This window comes from Bacillus luti, assembly GCF_009739945.1.
In the GTDB taxonomy this organism is placed as follows: Bacteria; Bacillota; Bacilli; order Bacillales; family Bacillaceae_G; genus Bacillus_A; species Bacillus_A luti.
In genome coordinates, this window is the sequence record NZ_CP040336.1 from 3,338,474 (window position 1) to 3,358,637 (window position 20,164).

Annotated in this window: 17 protein-coding genes and 2 pseudogenes; 6 read left to right on the top strand and 13 right to left on the bottom strand. The window is 35.4% G+C overall.

Going from position 1 to position 20,164, the window contains the following annotated elements; translation table 11 throughout:
- Positions 1-176: 176 nt before the first annotated feature.
- Positions 177-1,136 (bottom strand): oxygen-dependent tRNA uridine(34) hydroxylase TrhO, encoded by a 960-nt coding sequence (gene trhO, locus EUC40_RS16945; RefSeq protein WP_016082065.1) that lies wholly within the window; start codon positions 1,134-1,136, stop codon positions 177-179.
- Between the two features lie 494 nt (positions 1,137-1,630).
- Between trhO and EUC40_RS16950 the strand changes: the two genes are divergently transcribed.
- Both EUC40_RS16950 and EUC40_RS16955 read left to right on the top strand, forming a co-directional pair.
- On the top strand, positions 1,631-2,926 hold the full coding sequence (locus tag EUC40_RS16950; RefSeq protein ID WP_071712432.1) for an Nramp family divalent metal transporter: 1,296 nt from the start codon (positions 1,631-1,633) through the stop codon (positions 2,924-2,926).
- Positions 2,927-3,154: 228 nt separating this feature from the next.
- The gene (locus EUC40_RS16955) at positions 3,155-3,685 is read left to right on the top strand and encodes a GNAT family N-acetyltransferase (RefSeq protein ID WP_156576072.1); all 531 of its coding nucleotides are present in this window, start codon (positions 3,155-3,157) and stop codon (positions 3,683-3,685) included.
- A 54-nt stretch (positions 3,686-3,739) separates the two neighbouring features.
- On the opposite strand, the gene EUC40_RS16960 is transcribed toward EUC40_RS16955, so the two are convergent.
- Positions 3,740-5,365, bottom strand: coding sequence for a peptide ABC transporter substrate-binding protein (locus EUC40_RS16960; protein WP_156576073.1), 1,626 nt, complete (start codon positions 5,363-5,365; stop codon positions 3,740-3,742).
- Between the two features lie 592 nt (positions 5,366-5,957).
- On the opposite strand from EUC40_RS16960, the gene EUC40_RS16965 reads away from it, so the two are divergent.
- Positions 5,958-7,340, top strand: coding sequence for an alpha/beta hydrolase family protein (locus EUC40_RS16965; RefSeq protein WP_156576074.1), 1,383 nt, complete (start codon positions 5,958-5,960; stop codon positions 7,338-7,340).
- Positions 7,341-7,493: 153 nt separating this feature from the next.
- Here EUC40_RS16965 and EUC40_RS16970 read toward each other — a convergent pair.
- The 7 genes and pseudogenes from EUC40_RS16970 to EUC40_RS17000 all read right to left on the bottom strand — a co-directional run bounded on the left by EUC40_RS16970 (position 7,494) and on the right by EUC40_RS17000 (position 13,986).
- Positions 7,494-8,817: pseudogene (locus EUC40_RS16970) on the bottom strand (bifunctional S-methyl-5'-thioadenosine deaminase/S-adenosylhomocysteine deaminase).
- 53 nt (positions 8,818-8,870) lie between these two features.
- Positions 8,871-9,230 (bottom strand): YunG family protein, encoded by a 360-nt coding sequence (locus tag EUC40_RS16975; protein ID WP_156576075.1) that lies wholly within the window; start codon positions 9,228-9,230, stop codon positions 8,871-8,873.
- 27 nt (positions 9,231-9,257) lie between these two features.
- Complete coding sequence (locus EUC40_RS16980) at positions 9,258-9,701, bottom strand: GNAT family N-acetyltransferase (RefSeq protein WP_156576076.1); 444 nt, start codon at positions 9,699-9,701, stop codon at positions 9,258-9,260.
- Positions 9,702-9,871: 170 nt separating this feature from the next.
- On the bottom strand, positions 9,872-11,386 hold the full coding sequence (locus tag EUC40_RS16985; protein WP_156576077.1) for a succinyl-CoA:acetate CoA-transferase ScpC: 1,515 nt from the start codon (positions 11,384-11,386) through the stop codon (positions 9,872-9,874).
- A gap of 127 nt (positions 11,387-11,513) precedes the next feature.
- Positions 11,514-12,158 (bottom strand): LytTR family DNA-binding domain-containing protein, encoded by a 645-nt coding sequence (locus tag EUC40_RS16990; protein WP_156576078.1) that lies wholly within the window; start codon positions 12,156-12,158, stop codon positions 11,514-11,516.
- 93 nt (positions 12,159-12,251) lie between these two features.
- On the bottom strand, positions 12,252-12,941 hold the full coding sequence (locus EUC40_RS16995; protein WP_156576079.1) for a 5'-methylthioadenosine/adenosylhomocysteine nucleosidase: 690 nt from the start codon (positions 12,939-12,941) through the stop codon (positions 12,252-12,254).
- Between the two features lie 121 nt (positions 12,942-13,062).
- Positions 13,063-13,986: an alpha/beta fold hydrolase gene (locus EUC40_RS17000; protein ID WP_156576080.1), complete on the bottom strand. Its 924-nt coding sequence runs from the start codon at positions 13,984-13,986 to the stop codon at positions 13,063-13,065.
- 205 nt (positions 13,987-14,191) lie between these two features.
- On the opposite strand from EUC40_RS17000, the gene EUC40_RS17005 reads away from it, so the two are divergent.
- A complete protein-coding gene (locus EUC40_RS17005) occupies positions 14,192-14,953 on the top strand; it encodes a DODA-type extradiol aromatic ring-opening family dioxygenase (RefSeq protein WP_071712420.1) in 762 nt (253 codons plus the stop codon).
- A 47-nt stretch (positions 14,954-15,000) separates the two neighbouring features.
- On the opposite strand, the gene EUC40_RS17010 is transcribed toward EUC40_RS17005, so the two are convergent.
- From EUC40_RS17010 to EUC40_RS17020, 3 genes and pseudogenes are all read right to left on the bottom strand, one after another.
- A complete protein-coding gene (locus EUC40_RS17010) occupies positions 15,001-16,215 on the bottom strand; it encodes a multidrug efflux MFS transporter (protein ID WP_156576081.1) in 1,215 nt (404 codons plus the stop codon).
- A 168-nt stretch (positions 16,216-16,383) separates the two neighbouring features.
- A pseudogene (locus EUC40_RS17015) lies at positions 16,384-16,476 on the bottom strand (GNAT family N-acetyltransferase); the annotation flags it as partial.
- Positions 16,477-16,484: 8 nt separating this feature from the next.
- The gene (locus tag EUC40_RS17020) at positions 16,485-17,201 is read right to left on the bottom strand and encodes a DUF554 domain-containing protein (protein WP_156576082.1); all 717 of its coding nucleotides are present in this window, start codon (positions 17,199-17,201) and stop codon (positions 16,485-16,487) included.
- 215 nt (positions 17,202-17,416) lie between these two features.
- Between EUC40_RS17020 and EUC40_RS17025 the strand changes: the two genes are divergently transcribed.
- Together EUC40_RS17025 and EUC40_RS17030 are read left to right on the top strand one after the other, a co-directional pair.
- Positions 17,417-18,520 carry a CapA family protein gene (locus EUC40_RS17025; protein WP_156576083.1) on the top strand — a complete coding sequence of 368 codons (1,104 nt, stop codon included), beginning with the start codon at positions 17,417-17,419 and terminating at the stop codon, positions 18,518-18,520.
- A gap of 52 nt (positions 18,521-18,572) precedes the next feature.
- Positions 18,573-18,800 carry a hypothetical protein gene (locus EUC40_RS17030; protein WP_156576084.1) on the top strand — a complete coding sequence of 76 codons (228 nt, stop codon included), beginning with the start codon at positions 18,573-18,575 and terminating at the stop codon, positions 18,798-18,800.
- 91 nt (positions 18,801-18,891) lie between these two features.
- Here EUC40_RS17030 and ilvA read toward each other — a convergent pair whose 3' ends face one another.
- Entirely contained in the window at positions 18,892-20,154 is a 1,263-nt protein-coding gene (gene ilvA / locus EUC40_RS17035) for a threonine ammonia-lyase IlvA (RefSeq protein WP_071712414.1), read from the bottom strand.
- Positions 20,155-20,164: the final 10 nt, after the last annotated feature.

Here is a 20,164-nt window from a genome sequence, read left to right on the forward strand (position 1 = left end):
TGGATTCAGTAAATGAAATTATTATCAGCGATTTTTAAGATATATCAGCGCAACTCGAAATATATCAGCGATTTTTATAATATATCGACTTACCGACAAAAAGCAGAACCGAACAATATAAAAAGGGTACTCCAACACGAAGTTTGGAGTACCCTTTTTTATTACACGAATTCCACTTACTTCCCTGCTTCAATCTTCTCTAATGCAGTTGCTACTTGCTCTTCAGTTAATTCATGTTGTATTACGTAGCGGTTACGTGGGCTTACACGACACTCATGAGAACATGCACGTAAATATTTCGCTTCGTTTTCTTCAGAACATAAAATCTTCTTATTACATTCTGGATTTGAACAGTTTACATAGCGCTCACAAGGTTCACCTGTAAAGTGGTCTTTACCAACAATAACATGTTCTTTTTGGTTTACTGGTACAGCGATACGCTCATCGAACACGTAACATTGTCCATCCCAAAGCTCACCTTGTACTTCTGGATCTTTTCCGTACGTTACAATTCCGCCGTGAAGCTGACTTACATCTTCGTAACCTTCACGAACTAACCAACCAGAGAATTTCTCACAACGAATTCCGCCTGTACAGTAAGTTAAAATCTTTTTACCTTCAAGTGTTTCTTTATTTTCTCTAATCCAGTCTGGTAATTCACGGAATGATTCGATATCAGGTTTAATCGCCCCTTTAAAGTGACCTAAATCAAACTCATAATCATTTCGTGCATCAATGATAACTGTATCTTCTTGTTTCATTGCTTCATAAAAATCTTTTGGCTCTAAATACTTCCCAGTTATTTCGTGTGGGTTAATGTCATCTTCTAGACGAAGTGTAACTAATTCTGGACGAGGACGTACGTGCATTTTCTTGAATGCGTGTCCTTCTTCTTCATCTATTTTAAATACGATACCGTCAAAGCGTGGATCGTTGTTCATTGCTTCCATGTATTTCTCTGTTTGTTCTACAGTACCAGAACAAGTTCCGTTAATACCTTCTTTAGCTACAAGGATTCTTCCTTTTAACTCAAGTGAATTACAAAATTCTAAATGCTCTGCAGCGAATTCTTCTGGGTTTTCAATTGTTGTGTACATGTAATATAGTAATACTCTATATGGTTTTGTAGTTGCCAATGTATTTCTACCACCTATCTAAATTTTAAAATCATGTATAAGTTAACGTTCATATCAAAACATATATAATAAGAAAATATATACAAAATTGTACGTAGCCTATTTTCTTCTATTTACAATTTTTTCTATAAGTTAACAAAAATAAAAACAAGATCACAGAACAAAACACTACGGTTATGTTGCAATCCCAATATATTATATATCATACAATTTCATTTCCATCAATTAATATGCTGTAATATAGGCTGTATGTTCACATAAATTTCAAAAACAACCCTCTAATTTATTATCTTCTCCTTTATTCAGCGACCATAAACTCCCAAAATATTTTTGCATTATTACACCATTCTTTGCGCACAGTCATATAATTTGCATTAAGGAAACTTTCATGTTCAAATGAAAATGACACATAATATATTTAAATGTATTGAAATAATACATGAGAATAAATACAATAATTTCATCAAGTTAACATTTCAAAGGGGAACACTACTATGAATAAAGATATATCAAAAGACGAACAAGTCCCTTCTCAAAGTACAACCGTTCAATCCGCCCATTTAGCGTTAAGCGGACAAACGAAAGGCTTAAAAAGACTGTTACCATTCTTAGGACCTGCTTTTATCGCATCAGTTGCTTATATTGATCCCGGGAACTTTGCTACAAATATCGCGGCTGGATCACAGTATGGTTATTTATTACTTTGGGTAATACTCGCATCTAATTTAATGGCTGTATTAATTCAAACTCTATCCGCTAAATTAGGAATTGCTACTGGACGCAACCTTCCTGAAATTGCTCGAGAAAACTTCCCAAAACCTGTATCCATCGGTTTATGGATACAAGGCGAACTCGTTATTATGGCTACTGATTTAGCTGAATTTATTGGCGCAGCGCTCGGATTGTACTTATTATTCGGCATTCCAATGTTACCTGCCGCCTTAATTACAGCAGTTGGATCATTTATTATTCTTGAATTTCAGCGCAGAGGCTTCCGTCCATTAGAGGCTATCATAACAGGAATGATTTTTATCGTTGTTATCGCTTTTGGTGTACAAGTCTTTTACGCAAAACCCGAATTAAGTCCTCTTCTTTCAGGACTTTTCATTCCAAAATTCCAAGGTGTAGATAGTATTCTTCTGGCAGCTGGTATTTTAGGTGCGACAGTAATGCCGCACGCAATTTATTTACATTCCGCCTTAACGCAGCGCCGCGTAGTCGGAACAAATGATGAACAAAAGAAAAAGATTTTCCGCTTCGAGTTTATTGATATTATTATCGCAATGGTTATCGCTGGAGCAATTAATGCAAGTATGTTAATAGTAGCAGCTGCACTATTCTTTAAAAACGGCTTACACGTCGAAGACCTTGATGTTGCTTTCAACCAATTTAGTAACTTAGTTGGGCCAGTATCAGCTGCTTTATTTGGAGTTGGACTTTTAACAGCCGGATTATCTAGCTCTTCTGTCGGTACGATGTCAGGTGATATTATTATGCAAGGATTTATTCGCATGCATATTCCGTTATATTTACGCCGATTTATAACAATGATTCCACCTCTCGTTATTATTGCTTTAGGCGTGAATCCAACTTACGCTCTCGTAATGAGCCAAGTTGTCTTATCATTCGGTATTGCTTTTGCATTAGTACCACTTATTATGTTTACAAGTAATAAAAAAATAATGGGTGCACTCGTCAACCATCGTATTACAACACTCATCGCGTGGATCATTGCTGCACTTGTTATCGTTTTAAATATTTTCTTGTTGTATCAAACATTTGTAGGGTAATGAAAAAGGGTATTCCAAATTCAATTTGGAATACCCTTTTTCAATTCATTATTTGTATACACTCTTTTAAAAAACTTTCGACACCCTTCACATCCCAACACCTTTTCAAAATATATTCTATGGTCTATTTTAAGACAATAACTTCATTACACCTTGAATAATCTTTATTTTCAGATTAAATTATATAATAACAATACATTCTAGTTTCAGAAGAAATGGAGTGAAAGCATGTTTCCTATATTGAAAACCGATCGACTCATTCTACGAGAACTTACCGAAGAAGATGCACCAGGTATACTAAAATGCTTTTCTAATACTGATGTACTGCGCTATTATGGCCAAAAACCATTACAGGATATTGATCAAGTAAAACAAATCCTTAATAATTTTAAATTAAGTTACAATGCAAGACACGGTATAAAATGGGGCATCGAATTAAAAGATACGAAAGAGCTTATTGGAACAATCGGTTTTCACGATTGGTCTTCTGAGCATAAACGAGCCAATATAAGTTATGCCTTTTTTCCTGAACACTGGGGAAATGGATATGCTACTGAGGCGGTTTCTGAAGTTATATCATATGGTTTTCACACCCTTCATTTAAAACGTATTGGGGCAATTGTCTTTCTTGAAAATGAAGCATCAAATAAAGTGCTATTAAAACTAGGCTTTGAAAAAGAAGGCGTTCTAAAAAATTATATGTATCAAGATGATATTCCCTATGACACAAATTTTTATGCTTTATTAAAATCAGTTTAATAAAATTTATGCGTAAAAAACCTTACTTTTAAAAAGTAAGGTTTTTTGAATTTATTAATTAGTGATATAAGCATTCTTATAAGTATAAACACCACCAAATTGATGCTTTTCAATTCCTTTTACGTAATCCTTTTGTACATAAGCTGAACCAATATGATAAAGCGGTGCAACAGCTGCATCTTCTAATAAGACCTGCTCAGCTTCTCGCAACACTTCCCAGCGTTTTTCCGAATCTAGTACTAGCTCATTTTTCGCTTTCTTTATTAATTCATCGTAACGAGGATTAGAGTAACTCATTTTATTATTCGGATTACCCGTCGTAAATAGTTCTAAATAACTAATTGGGTCTTTATAGTCAGGTCCCCAATTTGCCATAGTTATATCGTAATCACCTGTTTGTTCTAACTGTAACTTTTGTTTAAATGGCTGTTGTTTAATTTGTAGCGTGAGTCCTTGCAAATTCTTTTCTAAGTCACCTTTTATATATTCTGCCATACGTTTTGCGTTATCTTGTTCAAACGTTAAAAACTCAAGGTTTACTTGCTCTACTCCAAGTTCTTTTTTCGCTTCTTCCCAAACTTTTTTCGCAGTTTGTAAATCATATGAAGAAAGATCTCCGTTTTCTTTTCTAAAATCTTTGCCAGTCTTTTCATTTATATGACCGACTGGTACAAGTCCACTTGCAGGTTTTGCTCCGTTATTAATAAAGTGAGCAACGAAATCCTCTTTATTTAAAGCGAGTGAAATTGATTGACGCACTTTCTTATTTGCTAGCACTTTATTTGTTTCATTAAAACGTAGCATAGCAATTCCAGGATCACTTGACATATGTAATTCCTTATTCCCTTTATACTTGTCTACAACTTGTGAATTAATAGGTACTCGGTCCAAATCACCAGCTTCATATAAATTTACAGCCGTCATTGTATCTTTTACAATATGAAAGTTTATTTCGTCTAACTTCACTTTCTTTTCATCCCAATATGTATCATTTTTCTTCAATTGAAATTCTTGTTCATGCTTCCATTTCTCTAACACAAATGGGCCATTATATATGAGATTATTAGGTTCAAGCCCATAATTGCTCCCTTGTTCTTTCAAAAATGATTCATGCTGTGGTAAATATATAGGTAATGCTAGCAGCTGTAAAAAGTAAGGAATTGGCTGCTCTAGTTCCACTTCTAACTTATAATCATTTATAACTTTAACCCCAAGTGCATCAAGAGGCATTGTTCCCTTATTGATCTCTTTCGCGTTTTTCACGTAAAAGAGCATGGACGCATATTGAGACGCTGTTTCATGGCTAATTGCACGTTTCCATGCAAACATAAAATCATTTGCTGTCACACTGTCTCCATTTGACCATTTTGCATCTTTACGCAAATCAAATGTATATTTTTTACCATCTTCACTTCTTTTAAACGATTTTGCTACTGCTGGAATAGGCTGATCTTGATCATCTAATACATACAACCCTTCAAATATGTTTTGCATAATGTGTGCTGATGTACCATCCATCGTTTTCGCAGTATCAAGAGAAGGAATTTCTTCTGATACTGTTACATTTAACACTTGTTTTTTTACCTCTGTTTCACTTTTATCTGCTTTATTATTACAAGCTGTTAATAATAAAGTTGTAACAAGTGCCATTACCATTAAATGGCTCTTTTTTAACTTCATGAATTGTTCTCCTTACATATGAAATATTATAAAGCGTTATATATTATAGCAGAAATATGAACAGAAAGATGCGACATTCTTTTGAATATTTATTCGTTCAAGAAAAAAAGCTATCCTTTTAAAAAGGATAGCTAAAGATTGAATATATAATCTGCACTGTTCGCTCAAGTGTTTATAAAAAATCTCTTATTGCATACCTCCCTTTCTGTTTTAACTTTTCTTCTGTTTCATGTAAATTTCCCCATAACTAACTTAATAGATGTATAGGGTACAGTTAGGTTGGGATATCTTCGTATCTCCATTCAGCAATGCCACTTTGTTTTTTGGAGTCCAGGTCAAGTAGAAAGTGATATTTTACAAATCTTATACACTTAAGGATTTTGTAAGGATCAAGTAAGAAAAACGAGAACTTTGTTTCGTATAGTCAAAATATCAAGTGAAGGAAGAAAGAGAGGTTAGGAGTTACCAGAGCGATTACGCCAAAACCAGAACTGGTGGTTTTAGATGAACATATCAATGATTTAGACGTTGTTACAACAGAACCTTAATTTATCATACCTGTTTTTTACCATCACATATTGGAGGTTAAAATATGAATAAAAAAAAGAAAATACAAAAATCAGTACTTTCCTTTACCCTGCTCTTTTCTTTAGGCATTTCATCTTTTCCACTTACAACAGCTATTCACGCGGATACACGTGAGGAACCATCTGTAGAAAAAAAACGATTCTCTTTAACGGAGCGTACATCATTATTTTTTGAATATCTCCAGCAAGATAAGTATGCAGAGGCACTTCAGTTGACGTCTGCTGCTTTTCAATCCAAGTTTACAGCAAACACATTACAAAACTGGTGGACACAAAGTGGCTGGAGCGGGATAAAAAGCATGGGAACCCCCGTGATAAAAGAACGAAACTTAGTCCATCAGACGGTGGAAATTTCAGGAACTACCCAAGGAACTACCATACCGTTACTCCTTAAATTCACACCTGGCGGGAAAGTAGATGAGGTTGGGGTAAGGACGCCTCCAGAATCTTATATTATCCCGCATCCTAGATATGACCAACCTGCTTCCTATCAAGAACGTGAAATCGTCATTGGAAATTCTACTTATCCATTACCAGCCACATTAACAGTTCCGAAACATAAGCCTGGTGAAAAGGTACCCGTAGTTGTTCTTGTTCATGGTGCTGGCATCCATGATCGCGATGCTACCTATTTGGGAACAAAAATCTTACGAGACCTTGCGGTAGGCCTTTCATCCAACGGAATTGCAGTGTTACGCTATGAAAAACGTACCTTAGAACACGCATTAAAGATGAGTGCAGAACCTGTTACGTTGGACCGTGATACTACAGATGATGCCATATATGCAGCAAAGTCAACAGCGCAGCAGGAAGGCATTGATCCAAATAATATTTTCATTCTCGGACATAGTCTAGGAGCTGGCACAATGCCGCGTATACTAAGCAAATCACCTTCCTCACTTGTTAGAGGAAGTATCTTACTCGCACCACCTGCACGCCCATTGACTGACATTTCCATTGATCAGAATCAATACCTAGGGGCGTCACAAGAAGTAATCGATGAACTAAAAAGACAATTCGCTTTTATCCAAGATCCTACTTTCAATCCTGATCATCCTCCAGCTGGCTACAATTTGGGGGCGCCTCATTTTATGTATGATGTTTCTAGGTGGCGTCCAGTTGAAGAGGCAAGATTACGAAAAGAGCCTTTACTGATTCTGCAAGGAGCACGCGATTATCAAGTAACAGTAAAAAATGAATATACAAAATGGCAGGAAGGGCTTTCAAACCGCGGGAATGTTCAGTTCAAAGAATATCCGAAATTGAATCATTTCTTCACGGAGGGTAATGGGGAATTAAGTCTTCCTAGTGAATATGAAATCCCCGCTAATGTTCCTGAATACGTCATCCAGGACATTATTAAATGGGTCAACGCGACAAAAAAATAAGAAACATCAAAATCCTTCATATAATCATTATTACGTGAAGGATTTTTGAAACTAGTGATTTTTTCTAAATTATTCTCTTCTGTTTTATTAATAAAACAGGTTTCGACACAAAAACAGGATGTGGAGAAGAATTTCTCCACATCCTGAAAATACCTATCTTTGTAAACCTCGTTTATAACGACTTGCTTCAAATATAATACGCTCTTCATCTAACGTTTTACATTCGCCATTCCAAACGACACGTTTTCCGTTAATGATTACATCGCTTATATCTTTACCACTCGCAGCATACACAAGATGTGATAACACTTCATCTGCTGGTTGTAAGTGTGGTTTATTAGACGGATCAATTGTAATAAAATCAGCACACTTTCCAACTTCAAGCGATCCCGTTTGTTTCATGCCGATTACTTCAGCAGCTCCTTTAGTCGCAAGTGTAAGTGCTGTTTCAACTGGTAATGCTGTTGCATCTTGATGAATACCTTTTTGTAATAATGTTGCAATGCGCATTTCTTCAAACATGTCTAAATTATTGTTAGACGCCACACTATCTGTTGCAATTCCTACTTTCATTCCTGCTTCTAGCATCGCTTTTACATTCGCTATACCAGAACCTAGTTTTAAATTACTATTCGGGTTATGAGCTACTCGAACATCATGTTCTGCTAAAAATGCACGCTCATATTCATTTAATACTACACCGTGTGCAATAACTGTTGGTCGTTTAAACAATCCACAACTTGCTGCATACTCTACTGGACGTTTTCCGTACTGTGCTTCAATATCACGTACTTCACGCTCTGTTTCAGAAAGATGAATATGAACCATCGTTTGATTTTCTACTGCAATACGTGCACACTCTTCTAACAGCTCTGAGGAACATGTATATGGACTATGCGGTGCAACCATCGTAGTTAACATACCACTTTCGTTATAATAACGCTTCACATATTTCTCAGCTTCTTCAATTGCTTTCTTTTCATCTTCTTTCGTTCCAAAGCTAAATAACGTTCTTGAAACAGCAGCTCGCATCCCGCTCCTTGATACCGTTTCCATAATGGCATCTTGATCTACTCCAATTGGATTAAACATATCAGAGAATGATGTTGTACCACTTTTCACCATTTCAAGTAATCCTAATTCCGTACTAGCGACCGCAAGCTCTGGAGTAAACTGACTTTCAAGTGGCCAAATCCTCGTCTCAAGCCACGGCTGTAATAACATGTCATCGCCAATACCTCTTAAGAGACTCATTACAACGTGTGTATGTGTATTAACAAGCCCTGGTAAAACCCACTTTCCTTTCATGTCAACTACTTCATCTACTTCAAAATCATTAGCGAATTCTCCGCTATTCACATCTATAATTTGATCATTTTCTACAATGATATCCATTTTCTATCACTTCGTTTTGTTCATTCATCGTTACAATAGTAGCGCTTACATAAGCTGTTTTCAAAAGTATTTCCCCTTTCAACTCTATGAAGTTCCCTTTAATAAGTTACCACCATTATAGTAACTTATTAAAGATTAAGAGTCAAAAGATAATTTGAATTCTTTCATTATCTTTTCCTTTAAAATGTCATATTGCTTTTCATTTGTATCTGCAAATGCTTCTTTCCGATTTGATTCCACATCCATATAATTCAATTTTTTATTAAATTGTGTCTCTGTAAAATCAAACCTCTTCCCACCTATAGAGTTATAAAAATGCCACACCTCCCCTATTTTTGTCTTTTTAATTTTCCCTCCGTATATATCTTGAACGACTAGAGCCGTTACACCACATTGTCCCTTTGCTGGATTTTCAAGAGTCCACTTTGAACTTGTTTCAATCGACCACGATTTTATTAGTGCTTCATATATTCTTTTTCTCTTTATATGATCCATTTTCAGCTTCTCCTACTATTAATAGTTTTACACATCATATTTCAAAAGAGGCAGTAAACGATCCTTAAAAACAGTTGATGGTGTCTCTCCGATTAACTTTGCTCCCATTTTCAAGTAATATCCTTTTGCATTCGGATCACTATCAATCGTAAAACTTTTTAAACCTAGTTCATTTGCTTTTTCTATTACATACTCCCAAAGTATTTTCCCGTAGCCTTTCCCTTTGTAACGAGGATGAATGTACAGGAAATCGAGAGCTTTATCATTACGTAAAAATGAGAAAAATCCAATCTTCGTATTATCGTTTTCTAAAACATATACAAAGTTATTTTTTATGTAATCTTCTGTAATTGTTAAATCTTTCTTACAAGCAAGTATGAATTCTTCACTATAATCCCACGTTGCTTTTGATTGTAGTGCGAGTTCACTTAATTCATTTGCCTCACTTAATAACGCTTCTCTTATCTTCATGATTCTTTCTCCTCACCTTTCATATGTAAACTATTAAAATGATTCGAAAAGTAATTTAAAAAACCTCTTATTTTCGTAAATAAGAGGTTTCTTTTATACATTTTTATTATAGGTAACAATTTTTCTTTCAATCTTTATAACATACTATATTGAGAATCATTTTTACACTTCTATACAGTTTCCACTACCGCTTCAAGCATTGTTCCATTTTTAGCATAATTCTTATGCCAAGAAAAAGCTTTTTCTAAAACATGAGGGGTTTGTCCACCTCTTGTTTGTGCTTCTTCAAAATAAGCTCGTAGCTGGGCACGATACATTGGATGTACGCAATTCTCAATAATGAGTTCCACTCTTTCTCTTGGCGCAAGTCCTCTTAAGTCCGCATACCCTTGTTCAGTAACGATAACATCTACATCGTGTTCCGTATGGTCTACATGAGAAACGAAAGGAACGATACTTGATATGTTACCACCTTTCGCAATCGATTTAGTAACGAAGATGGCTAGGCGGGCATTTCTTGCAAAATCACCAGAACCACCAATACCATTCATCATTTTTGTACCTAAAACGTGAGTAGAATTGACGTTTCCGTATATATCTAATTCTAAAGCAGTATTAATCGAGATTAATCCAAGGCGACGAATGATTTCAGGATGATTAGAAATCTCTTGCGGACGCATCATTAATTTGTCACGATATTTTTCAAAGTTAGAAAATACTTGTTGCATTTTCTCTTCTGAGAGCGTGATCGAGCAGCAGGAAGCAAAATTGACTTTCCCAGCATCCATAAGATCAAAGACCGCATCCTGTAAAACCTCAGAATACACTTCTAAATCTTCAAACTCCGAATCTAACATTCCATGAAGAACTGCATTGGCCACTGAACCAATTCCCGATTGTAACGGCGCTAAACGATTTGTTAATCGGCCTACTTCGACTTCTTTTCGAAGGAACTCTATTAAATGTTGTGCCATAATAACAGTTTCCTCATCTGGAGGAACAATTGTCGATGGCGAATCCAGTTGATTCGTAAATACAATCCCCTTCACCTTTTCAACATCAATTGGAATGCCGATCGTTCCAATTCGATCATCCGTTTTCACAAGAGGAATCGGAAGCCTTTCTCCTTGTTTACCTGGTTCATATAAATCATGTAGCCCCTCTAGTTGCGCGGATTGAGCCATATTCATTTCAATAATAATGGACTTAGCATTTAAGGAAAATGCTAAAGAATTTCCGATTGAAGTCGTTGGAATAATCATTCCATCCTCAGTAATCGCAACCGCTTCCAGAATAGCGAAATCTATATCCATAACGTCAGCACGGAGTAACTCTGCTGTATGAGATAAGTGCTGATCTACAAATAAAAAGTCTCCGTTATTAATTCCTTTTCGCATTGTCGCATCAGCTTGGAAAGGCAATCGTTTCCCTAAAATCCCTGCCTCAGCAAATAATTTATCTACATCAGAACCTAAAGAGGCGCCGGTATAAACATTTACTTTAAAAGATGTATCATTCTTAACTCGGTTTACAAGCGCAAACGGAACTGCTTTTACATCCCCAGCACGTGTAAATCCACTTAATCCTAAAGTCATTCCACTTTGAATCCATGAAGCTGCTTCTTCAGGTGTAACTACTCGATCTTTCAGACGTTGATCCCTAATTCTATCCAAATTATTCTCCATATGTAATCCCTCTCCCAATGAATATTCACAATTATTTTACACTTTAACAGTATCCAAATAGGGATTTTAGTATACAATACAAAAAATTCAGATAAAACAGCGAATCTAGGTTCCAAAGCAGAATAATCTAGAACCCTAGAAGTTTGCGAAAATAACTAGCGTATGATTGACTAACCGGTACCCTCTCACCATTATCCATAGAAAGTAAAAAAGTAGAATGCGTATCAGGATAAATAGCTTTAATATGATTAACATTCACAATAAACGAACGGTGGCATCTAATAAATGAATCCTTTGGAAGCAAGTATTCGAATTCTTGCAGAGAGTATTTATGTGTTCCTGTTAACTCTTCTGCATTCACATACGTTTTTTTATCTTTCGCCTCTAAATACATGACATTTGAGAAAGGAATCGGAATCCAGCCGTCCGTTGTTTTTAAAGTAACGACTGACTTTCCATCCGTTAAAGCTGGATAAATAGCTGTCACGCAACCTTCAAGCTTTCCATTGTTTGAAAATGGTACCGCCATACCATGATAAGGAATACCAAAAACATCCCGATTAATAAACTCAGAGGTTTTTTGATTCGTCACCATTGCTTTATGAGCAATCGTTCCTTCCTTGATAGGATCACCGGCGCTAATCTTTAAATCAATTCGTTTACTTGGCCGATAGTATATATATTCTTTCGTATTCGATATAGCAATTGAAATTTCATCTGAAAATAATTCCCCAATAACATCTAATAGTAAACCTATTGTTTTATCTTCCATTCTATTAACACCTCATTCACTATTATACTACCATTACTCCATTACCTTAAAAGACCTCACTTCAAAAAAAGTGAGGTTTCTTCCGATATTTCTTTACTTTTTCACTAATTCTAATAACTTCTTAACAAAATGAATGGAATGATGTGAAGCAGATGCACAATTATCTTCGAACACTTCTATACCAGATGCTTCTTCTGTATCCGTTATTGATCTCACTGCTAAAAACGGAATCGTATTTGCATAACAAACGTGAGCTATACTTGCGGATTCCATATCTACACAAAGTGGGTTGTATTTAGAGATTATGTCTGTACGACCGCTCTCACTAATAAACGCTTCTCCAGTAACAATTTTTCCAAAATAAATATTTTGAGTAAATTGATTCTTCTCTATTACTTCACGGCTCAATTCAAGTAGTGTACTATCTGTTTTAAAATATACACTTTCCATCCACGGATGATATTCAGTCAATATCCCTTCATCAACATCGTGATATGCTATTTCTGTTGAAATTACTGTATCTCCAATTTTCAATGCGTTGTCGATTGCTCCTGCAACACCTGTTACAATAATATGCGTTACATGAAACTTATCAATTAATATTTGAGCTGCAATAGCTGCATTAACTTTACACACACCACAATACAATGCAACAACTTCCACATTTTCATATTCTCCACTGTGAAACGTTAACATCGCAAGGTTCGTTATTTTCTTATTAGTCATCTCTTCAATAAATGGCATAATTTCATCTTCCGATGGGCCAATAATTCCAAATTTCATATATTCATCTCCTTGAAACAGTTTCTATATTTTTGAAGCAAATTTTAAAAATTCTTTGTCCTTATCTCTAACAAATATATAAATACAAGCCCAAACTACAAACGGTTTGGGCCTAGTTTTCTCATCTATTATGCGCATCTAACCACGAAATCAAATCTTTAAATACTTCTTCTCTATTTACTTCATGGAACATTTCATGTCTTCCATTTACATATAGACGCAGTGTTACATCTTTCACGCCACATTTTCTATAATTTTCATACACTTCTTTTACACCTTTCCCCATATCCCCAACCGGATCACGATCTCCTGAAAAAATATGTATTGGAAGGTTTTTCGGTGTTTTCTTGAACTCTTCTAGTTTATTTACTTCTAATACACCGGAAAACAATTCGCGATAAAAACTTGTTGTACAAATGAATCCACATAACGGATCCGCAATATATTTATCAACTTGATTATTATCTGAAGATAACCAATCAAATTTCGTACGATTTGGCTTAAAGTGTGAGTTAAAGTTTCCGAAAGATAAGAAATTCAGCATCGGACTTTTCGTTTTCACTCCGCGCAGTTTCATTTCAATTGTTGCTACTTTATGACCGATGACACCTAAAAACCCTGGGTTTCCACCAGTTCCTGAAATGAGGAATCCATCATATAATTCGCCTCGAAGTTGCACAGCTCGTCTTGATAAGAAAGAACCCATACTATGTCCGAGTAAAAACAATGGACATGAATGCTCTTCTTTTATCATTTCCGAAACAAAGATAACATCAGATACAACCTGATTCCATCCTACATTTGGTTCAAAATGACCATAGTCTTCTTCTCTTTTCACTGTTTTTCCATGCCCTTTATGATCATGAGCATAAACACCATATCCTGCGCCTAATAAAGCATCAATAAATTCTGTATAAACACCCGCATGTTCTGTCATACCGTGTGCAATTTGAATAATCCCTCGCGGATTTTCTTCTGGTACCCACTTACGCAAATAAATTTCCGATCCATCCATTGCCGTAACGAAACTTTCCTGTACGTTCATTTCGTCAGCCCCCAAATCTATTATGTATCTCTTAAAAAATGAATAGCTATTCATTTTTCTTACTATATATTATATGCAATTGCTTTCATTATGACAAATGCCTTCCTTTTCCGATTAGCTGTCAAACTATTATGTTGACGAATTATAAATAAAATTATATAGTTACTTACATAAAGTAACTATATAATTTCAGGAGGTTTCTACTATGATGCCATCATTATTTTTAGCACACGGATCACCGATGCTCGCTATTCAAGATACAGATTATACAAGTTTTTTAAAAACACTTGGTGAAACATACAAGCCGAAAGCAATTGTTATTTTCACTGCTCATTGGGAAAGTGAAATATTAACAATTTCCTCATCAGATAACGAATATGAAACAATTTATGATTTTGGAGGCTTCCCTCCTGAGTTATACGAAATCAAGTATCGTGCGAAAGGCTCTTCTAGCATTGCGTCTATGTTAGAAACAAAATTAAAAAATAAAGGTATTCCAGTCCATCATAATATGACGAGAGGTTTAGATCATGGTTCATGGACACTGTTGCATCGCATGTACCCAGAAGCAAATATTCCTGTCGTACAAATATCAGTCAATCCATTCCTTCCCGCAAAAGAACAATTTAAAATTGGAGAAGCATTAAAAGGACTTGGGCAAGAAGATATTTTAGTAATCGGTAGCGGTGTTACCGTTCATAACTTACGAGCTTTGAAATGGAATCAAACTACACCCGAACAATGGGCAATTGAATTTGATGATTGGATTATAAAACATATGCATACTAACGATAAAGATGCATTGTTTAATTGGGAAAACAATGCGCCTCATGCACAATTAGCAGTACCAAGAGCGGAGCATTTTGTTCCTTTATTTATCGCTATGGGCAGTGGTGAAAATAGCGGTGAAGTCATTCACCGTAGTTACGAACTTGGTACATTAAGTTATCTTTGTCTCAAATTTTAAAGAAAAAGATGAAGCAATCGTTGCTTCATCTTTTTTCTTTCACTTAGTTAACTAACTTCCAAATGTCGTTTCTCTGATACCTCTTCGTTCTTATTATGAAAATAAACCCAAATGCACGCGATAAATAATAGTGATGATGTAGAGAAGAAAACATATTGGAAGCCTGCATGCGCCGCAATTTGTCCACCAAGTATTGGTCCAATCATATTTCCTAAAAACTGAAACGATTGATTATACCCAAATATTCGTCCCGTTACATGGGTTGGCGTATGTTGTTTTAGTAGAGTTTGTACGGAAGGTAATAATCCTGCTTGTGCGATACCTAATAAAAATCGAAGAATTAATAGTTGCCAAGCTGAGGTTACAAATGCTTGCGGGATAAAAATAATTCCTGCAGCAAACAACGCTACCACTAACGTTTTTTGAGGACCAATCTGATCTGATAATCGTCCTAGTCTTGGTGCTGCCAAAATAACTGCTAACCCTGTCGCTGACATAACTGCACCCGCAATTGTTTCAATATGTGAAGTTTGAGGACCTACTAAATTTTTCACGTACAATGTAACAATTGGTTGAACAGACATATTAGCAAGTTGAATAATAAATGTTGTTACAAATAAACTAATAATTAAATGCTTTGCTGGAACCATCGTCCATACTTTTTTCGGCTGTGCTTTTTTTGCCTTGGCAGAGTGATTTTCTTCATGTAAGAAGAAAAAGACGATTAGAAAAGAAAGGAATAAAAAAGCTCCTGTAACAAGAAAGACATGGCGCATTCCAATCAATTCAGATAAATAGCCTCCAAGTAATGGTCCAAGTAATGAACCGCTCACGCCACCAGTTGAAATTGTAGAAATCGCCCAACCTGAATGCTCTGTCGGAGTTTCTGCCGCAATAAATGTCATCGCCGTTGAAAGGAAACCAGATACTGCTCCCATCAAAAATCTTAGTGCGACTAATTGATACACATCCGTTACAAACCCCATAAGCGTCATAATAATCGCCATACCAAGGCTCGCACGAATAAGCATCAATTTCCGTCCATGTATATCACCAAGCTTTCCCCATATCGGTGATACGATCGCACCCATTAAAAACGTTACACCAAATGCAAGTCCCGACCACTGTGCAATACTAGAAGTGCCAGTCACCCCTAATTCCTCAATATAAAAAGATAAGAAAGGAATTACTAAGCTCATACCGGCCGCAGTGGTAAAACAACCTAGCCAACAAATCATTAAATTTCGTTTCCAGCTGGCCATTTTCACACCTTCTTTCATTCGATACCCATTCTACACCCTTTCTTATAAAAAGTTTAGTAATTTGCTTTATTTGTAAGATTTACTACAAAATCCGCTATTTTCTAGTGAAAATCACTACATTCCCACATTTTTTTCATAATAAAACCAACTCCACTTAAATGAAGTTGGTTAGTTGTCCATTATTGGTATTAAACACGCATTACAACATCGCTCATAAAACTCAACCGGACCTGCTTGTCCAGTAATTGCGTATTCATATCCATCCCCTACTACTTTACTATTAAACCGTAACCGTAAATAAGTGAAACAATTATTCCAACTACCAATATACCTGGAAGTAAATTTGCCACTTTAATTTTAATAAATCCAAGTAAGTTCAATCCAATAGCGGCTATCATAATACCGCCCGTAGCTGTCATTTCCACTATAAATTGATTCATTAATTCTTTCGGGACAACACTATTAATTTGTGTTGCAAAAACTGCAATACCACCCTCATATAAAATCACCGGTATTGCTGAAAACACTACGCCAATTCCTAAAGTTGTCGTTAAAATAATAGAAATGAATCCATCGATAATCGCCTTTGTAAATAAAATATCATGATTTCCGCGAATCCCGCTGTCGAGTGCACCAAGTATCCCCATCGCACCAATTGCAAAAATTAAAGTAGCTGTTACAAAACCTTCTGATATGCTTCCTTTCCCTTTCGATCCAACTTTATTTTCTAACCAATCCCCTAACAGTTTTAACTTCCCCTCTAGTTGGAGCCATTCCCCGATTACCGTACCAATGACTAAACTTAGTATGACAACAAGAAAATTTTCACTTTTCAATGCCATTTGAAGTCCAAGCACAGTAACCGCTAAACCGATTGCGTGCATTATGGTTCCCTTCATACTTTCTGGAATTCTACTAAATAATTTACCAAGTAAAGTACCAAATATAATACAAATCCCATTTACAACTGCTCCTAATATAACCATTTCTTATTCTTCACCCTTCGAATTCTTTATTTCTATATTTTGGTTTATTCATTGATTTACAGGTTATCTATATGTTAACTTAATATTGAGAATATTAACAAATGTTTTCCGCTACATAAACCACAATTTTTTGTAGCAATACATAAAGTGAAGCTTTAATCAGCGGAAATTTTGCTGCCCACAAATAGCGGGATAAACTCAAAAGGAAGGTATTTATGAAAACTTTACTAAAACGATTTTTGTTAATAGCCTTTTGCATTACACCAATTGTTGTATTAATTAACCACTCTTTTACTTCAAAAGCGAAAGACAAATCCGATTTCCAAAACAAATCTAGCAAAACCGCTTCAACAAGCGACAAGGAAATAGAAGACCCGGAAATTACACTCACCTTTTCTGGTGATACAATGTTCGATTGGCAATTACGTCCGGTAATCGAAAAAAACGGGGCTGACTACCCATTCCAACATGTAAAAGAAGAAATAAAAAAAGCTGATATTTCTTTCGTTAATTTAGAGTCAGCATTTACAACGAAAGAAAAGAAAGCACCTGGACAACTGTTCTGGATTAAAAGTGACCCATCTACACTACAAGCTATTAAAAATACTGGATATGACATCGTAAATATTGGAAATAACCATACACTTGATTATGGGCAAGAGGGATTATTAGATACTATCTCTCACGTAGAAAAATTAAAGTTCCCTTACATCGGAGCCGGAAAGAATGCAAAAGATGCATATACTGCACGAGAAATGACTGTAAAAGGGAAAAAATTTAAATTTCTTTCCTTCGTTCGCTTTATGCCTGACTTTACTTGGGTAGCTGATGACAATAAACCTGGCGTTGCGAATGGATATGATTTAAATCTTGTAACAAAAACAATTAAAGAGCAAAAGAAAGATGCAGACTATTTAATTGTCTATATGCATTGGGGTGTTGAAAAATCAAATCGTCCAGTAGATTATCAAAAACAATATGTAAATAAAATGGTTACAGCAGGAGCCGACGCGATCGTCGGAAGTCATCCACATTGGTTACAAGGGTTTGAATATTATAATAATGTTCCTGTCGCTTACTCATTAGGAAACTTTTTATTCCCAAGTTATGTGAACGGAAAAAGCGCCGAAACTGGCGTATTAACTTTAACTTTTAAAGGAAAGGATGTCCAAATGTCATTCAATCCTTATATCATCCGTAACAACCAAGTTTCCCCTGTAAATGAGGAAGAAAAGAGAAAAGCTCTACAATATTTACAAACAATTTCAACTGATGTAGAAATTGATAGTACGGGGAAAATAATAAACAAACGCAACTAGACAATGCTAGATTTATTTCTCTGTAACATACATTAGAGAATAGGTGGTGAATATGCTGAAAGACTTATTAGAAAATGTAAGTTTGTTAGAGAATATTTATAAAATATCTATAGCGATTCTACTTTTATGTTCATTTTTTTCTGTTAGACTTCTAAAAAAAATGAAACGAGAACGAAAACTTACTACTTTTGAATTCACTATGTATGTAATCATTCGTATTGCGATACTCTTTTGGTTAACTAGCTTTATCCTTCTTGAATATGGAAATTATTTCGTTTAATTGTAAAAAAGATAGAACAAGCAGCGTTTCTCTTGCTTGTATCTATCTTTTTTTGTTTCAATTACAACTGTATGTTAACCCTTTCCTTCTATTAAATAAGTAAATCAAATAAAACAGGGTTTTTATTAAGCTCCATAAATTGAATGTTATTTTCTTTAAAACGAGTAATTAATTGCTCATAATCTTCTTTATGTTTTAACTCTACTCCGACTAGTGCTGGGCCATTTTCTTTATTATGTTTCTTAATATACTCAAAGCGAGTAATGTCATCTTCTGGCCCTAATCCTTTATCAAGAAACTCTCTTAACGCTCCCGACCTCTGCGGGAATTCAATAATGAAGTAATGTTTTAGTCCTTCATAAATAAGCGAACGTTCTTTCATTTCTTGCATTCTATCAATGTCATTATTCCCACCACTTAATGTGCATACAACTGTTTTACCTTTAATTTCATTCTTGTATAGATCAAGTGCTGCAATAGAAAGTGCACCAGCAGGCTCTGCTACAATTGCATTTTTCTTATATAGTTCTAAAATCGTCGTACAAACCTTTCCCTCTGGTACTAAAACAATGTCATCAATTACATCTTTACAAGTTTCAAATGTTAACTTTCCTACCTTTTTAACAGCTGCACCATCAACAAAACTATCAATTTTTTCTAAGGCAACATTTTCATTTTGAAGAAAAGCCTCTTTCATAGATGCAGCTCCCATTGGCTCTACGCCAATGACCTTTGTAGCAGGGCTAACACCTTTCACATATGTGCCAACACCTGATGCTAATCCACCACCGCCGATTGCTGTAAAGATATAATCAACCGATTTCTCCATATCATGCATAATTTCAACTGCCACTGTTCCTTGGCCAGCAACGACATACGGGTCATCAAATGGATGAACAAACGTCTTCCTATTTTCTTCACAATAGCGCTGTGCTTCTTGGAAAGAACTATCAAATGTATCACCAACTAATACAATTTCCGCAAAATCACCACCGAAAAATTGTACTTGTGATACTTTTTGTTTAGGTGTCGTCGTCGGCATGAAAATTTTTGACGGAATCTTCAATAAATTACACGTATAGGCAACTCCTTGCGCATGATTACCGGCACTTGCGCACACAACACCATTTTGTAGTTGTTCTTTCGGTAAACTTTGGATTAAATTGTACGCACCACGAATTTTGAAAGAGCGAATCAATTGTAAGTCTTCTCGTTTTACATAAACGTCACAATCATATTTCTCTGATAGAACTGTATCACGTTGTAACGGTGTTTTAATAACGATATCTTTCATGCAATTATGAGCCATTAAGATATCTTCAATTTTCACTCTCTCCTTTACCTTTTGCACCATTTCATATCAT

Excerpts from the sequence above, each read along its gene's own strand:
- EUC40_RS17000 (WP_156576080.1), bottom strand. The coding sequence starts at position 13,986 with ATGAACGTACAGGAAAGTTTCGTTACGGCAATGGATGGATCGGAAATT.
- EUC40_RS16995 (WP_156576079.1), bottom strand. The coding sequence starts at position 12,941 with ATGAAATTTGGAATTATTGGCCCATCGGAAGATGAAATTATGCCATTT.
- EUC40_RS17005 (WP_071712420.1), top strand. The coding sequence starts at position 14,192 with ATGATGCCATCATTATTTTTAGCACACGGATCACCGATGCTCGCTATT.
- EUC40_RS16965 (WP_156576074.1), top strand. The coding sequence starts at position 5,958 with ATGAATAAAAAAAAGAAAATACAAAAATCAGTACTTTCCTTTACCCTG.
- EUC40_RS16955 (WP_156576072.1), top strand. The coding sequence starts at position 3,155 with ATGTTTCCTATATTGAAAACCGATCGACTCATTCTACGAGAACTTACC.
- EUC40_RS16980 (WP_156576076.1), bottom strand. The coding sequence starts at position 9,701 with ATGAAGATAAGAGAAGCGTTATTAAGTGAGGCAAATGAATTAAGTGAA.
- EUC40_RS16960 (WP_156576073.1), bottom strand. The coding sequence starts at position 5,365 with ATGAAGTTAAAAAAGAGCCATTTAATGGTAATGGCACTTGTTACAACT.
- EUC40_RS16985 (WP_156576077.1), bottom strand. The coding sequence starts at position 11,386 with ATGGAGAATAATTTGGATAGAATTAGGGATCAACGTCTGAAAGATCGA.
- EUC40_RS17020 (WP_156576082.1), bottom strand. The coding sequence starts at position 17,201 with ATGGTTATATTAGGAGCAGTTGTAAATGGGATTTGTATTATATTTGGT.
- EUC40_RS16990 (WP_156576078.1), bottom strand. The coding sequence starts at position 12,158 with ATGGAAGATAAAACAATAGGTTTACTATTAGATGTTATTGGGGAATTA.
- EUC40_RS16975 (WP_156576075.1), bottom strand. The coding sequence starts at position 9,230 with ATGGATCATATAAAGAGAAAAAGAATATATGAAGCACTAATAAAATCG.
- EUC40_RS17010 (WP_156576081.1), bottom strand. The coding sequence starts at position 16,215 with ATGGCCAGCTGGAAACGAAATTTAATGATTTGTTGGCTAGGTTGTTTT.
- EUC40_RS16950 (WP_071712432.1), top strand. The coding sequence starts at position 1,631 with ATGAATAAAGATATATCAAAAGACGAACAAGTCCCTTCTCAAAGTACA.
- ilvA (WP_071712414.1), bottom strand. The coding sequence starts at position 20,154 with ATGGTGCAAAAGGTAAAGGAGAGAGTGAAAATTGAAGATATCTTAATG.
- EUC40_RS17025 (WP_156576083.1), top strand. The coding sequence starts at position 17,417 with ATGAAAACTTTACTAAAACGATTTTTGTTAATAGCCTTTTGCATTACA.
- EUC40_RS17030 (WP_156576084.1), top strand. The coding sequence starts at position 18,573 with ATGCTGAAAGACTTATTAGAAAATGTAAGTTTGTTAGAGAATATTTAT.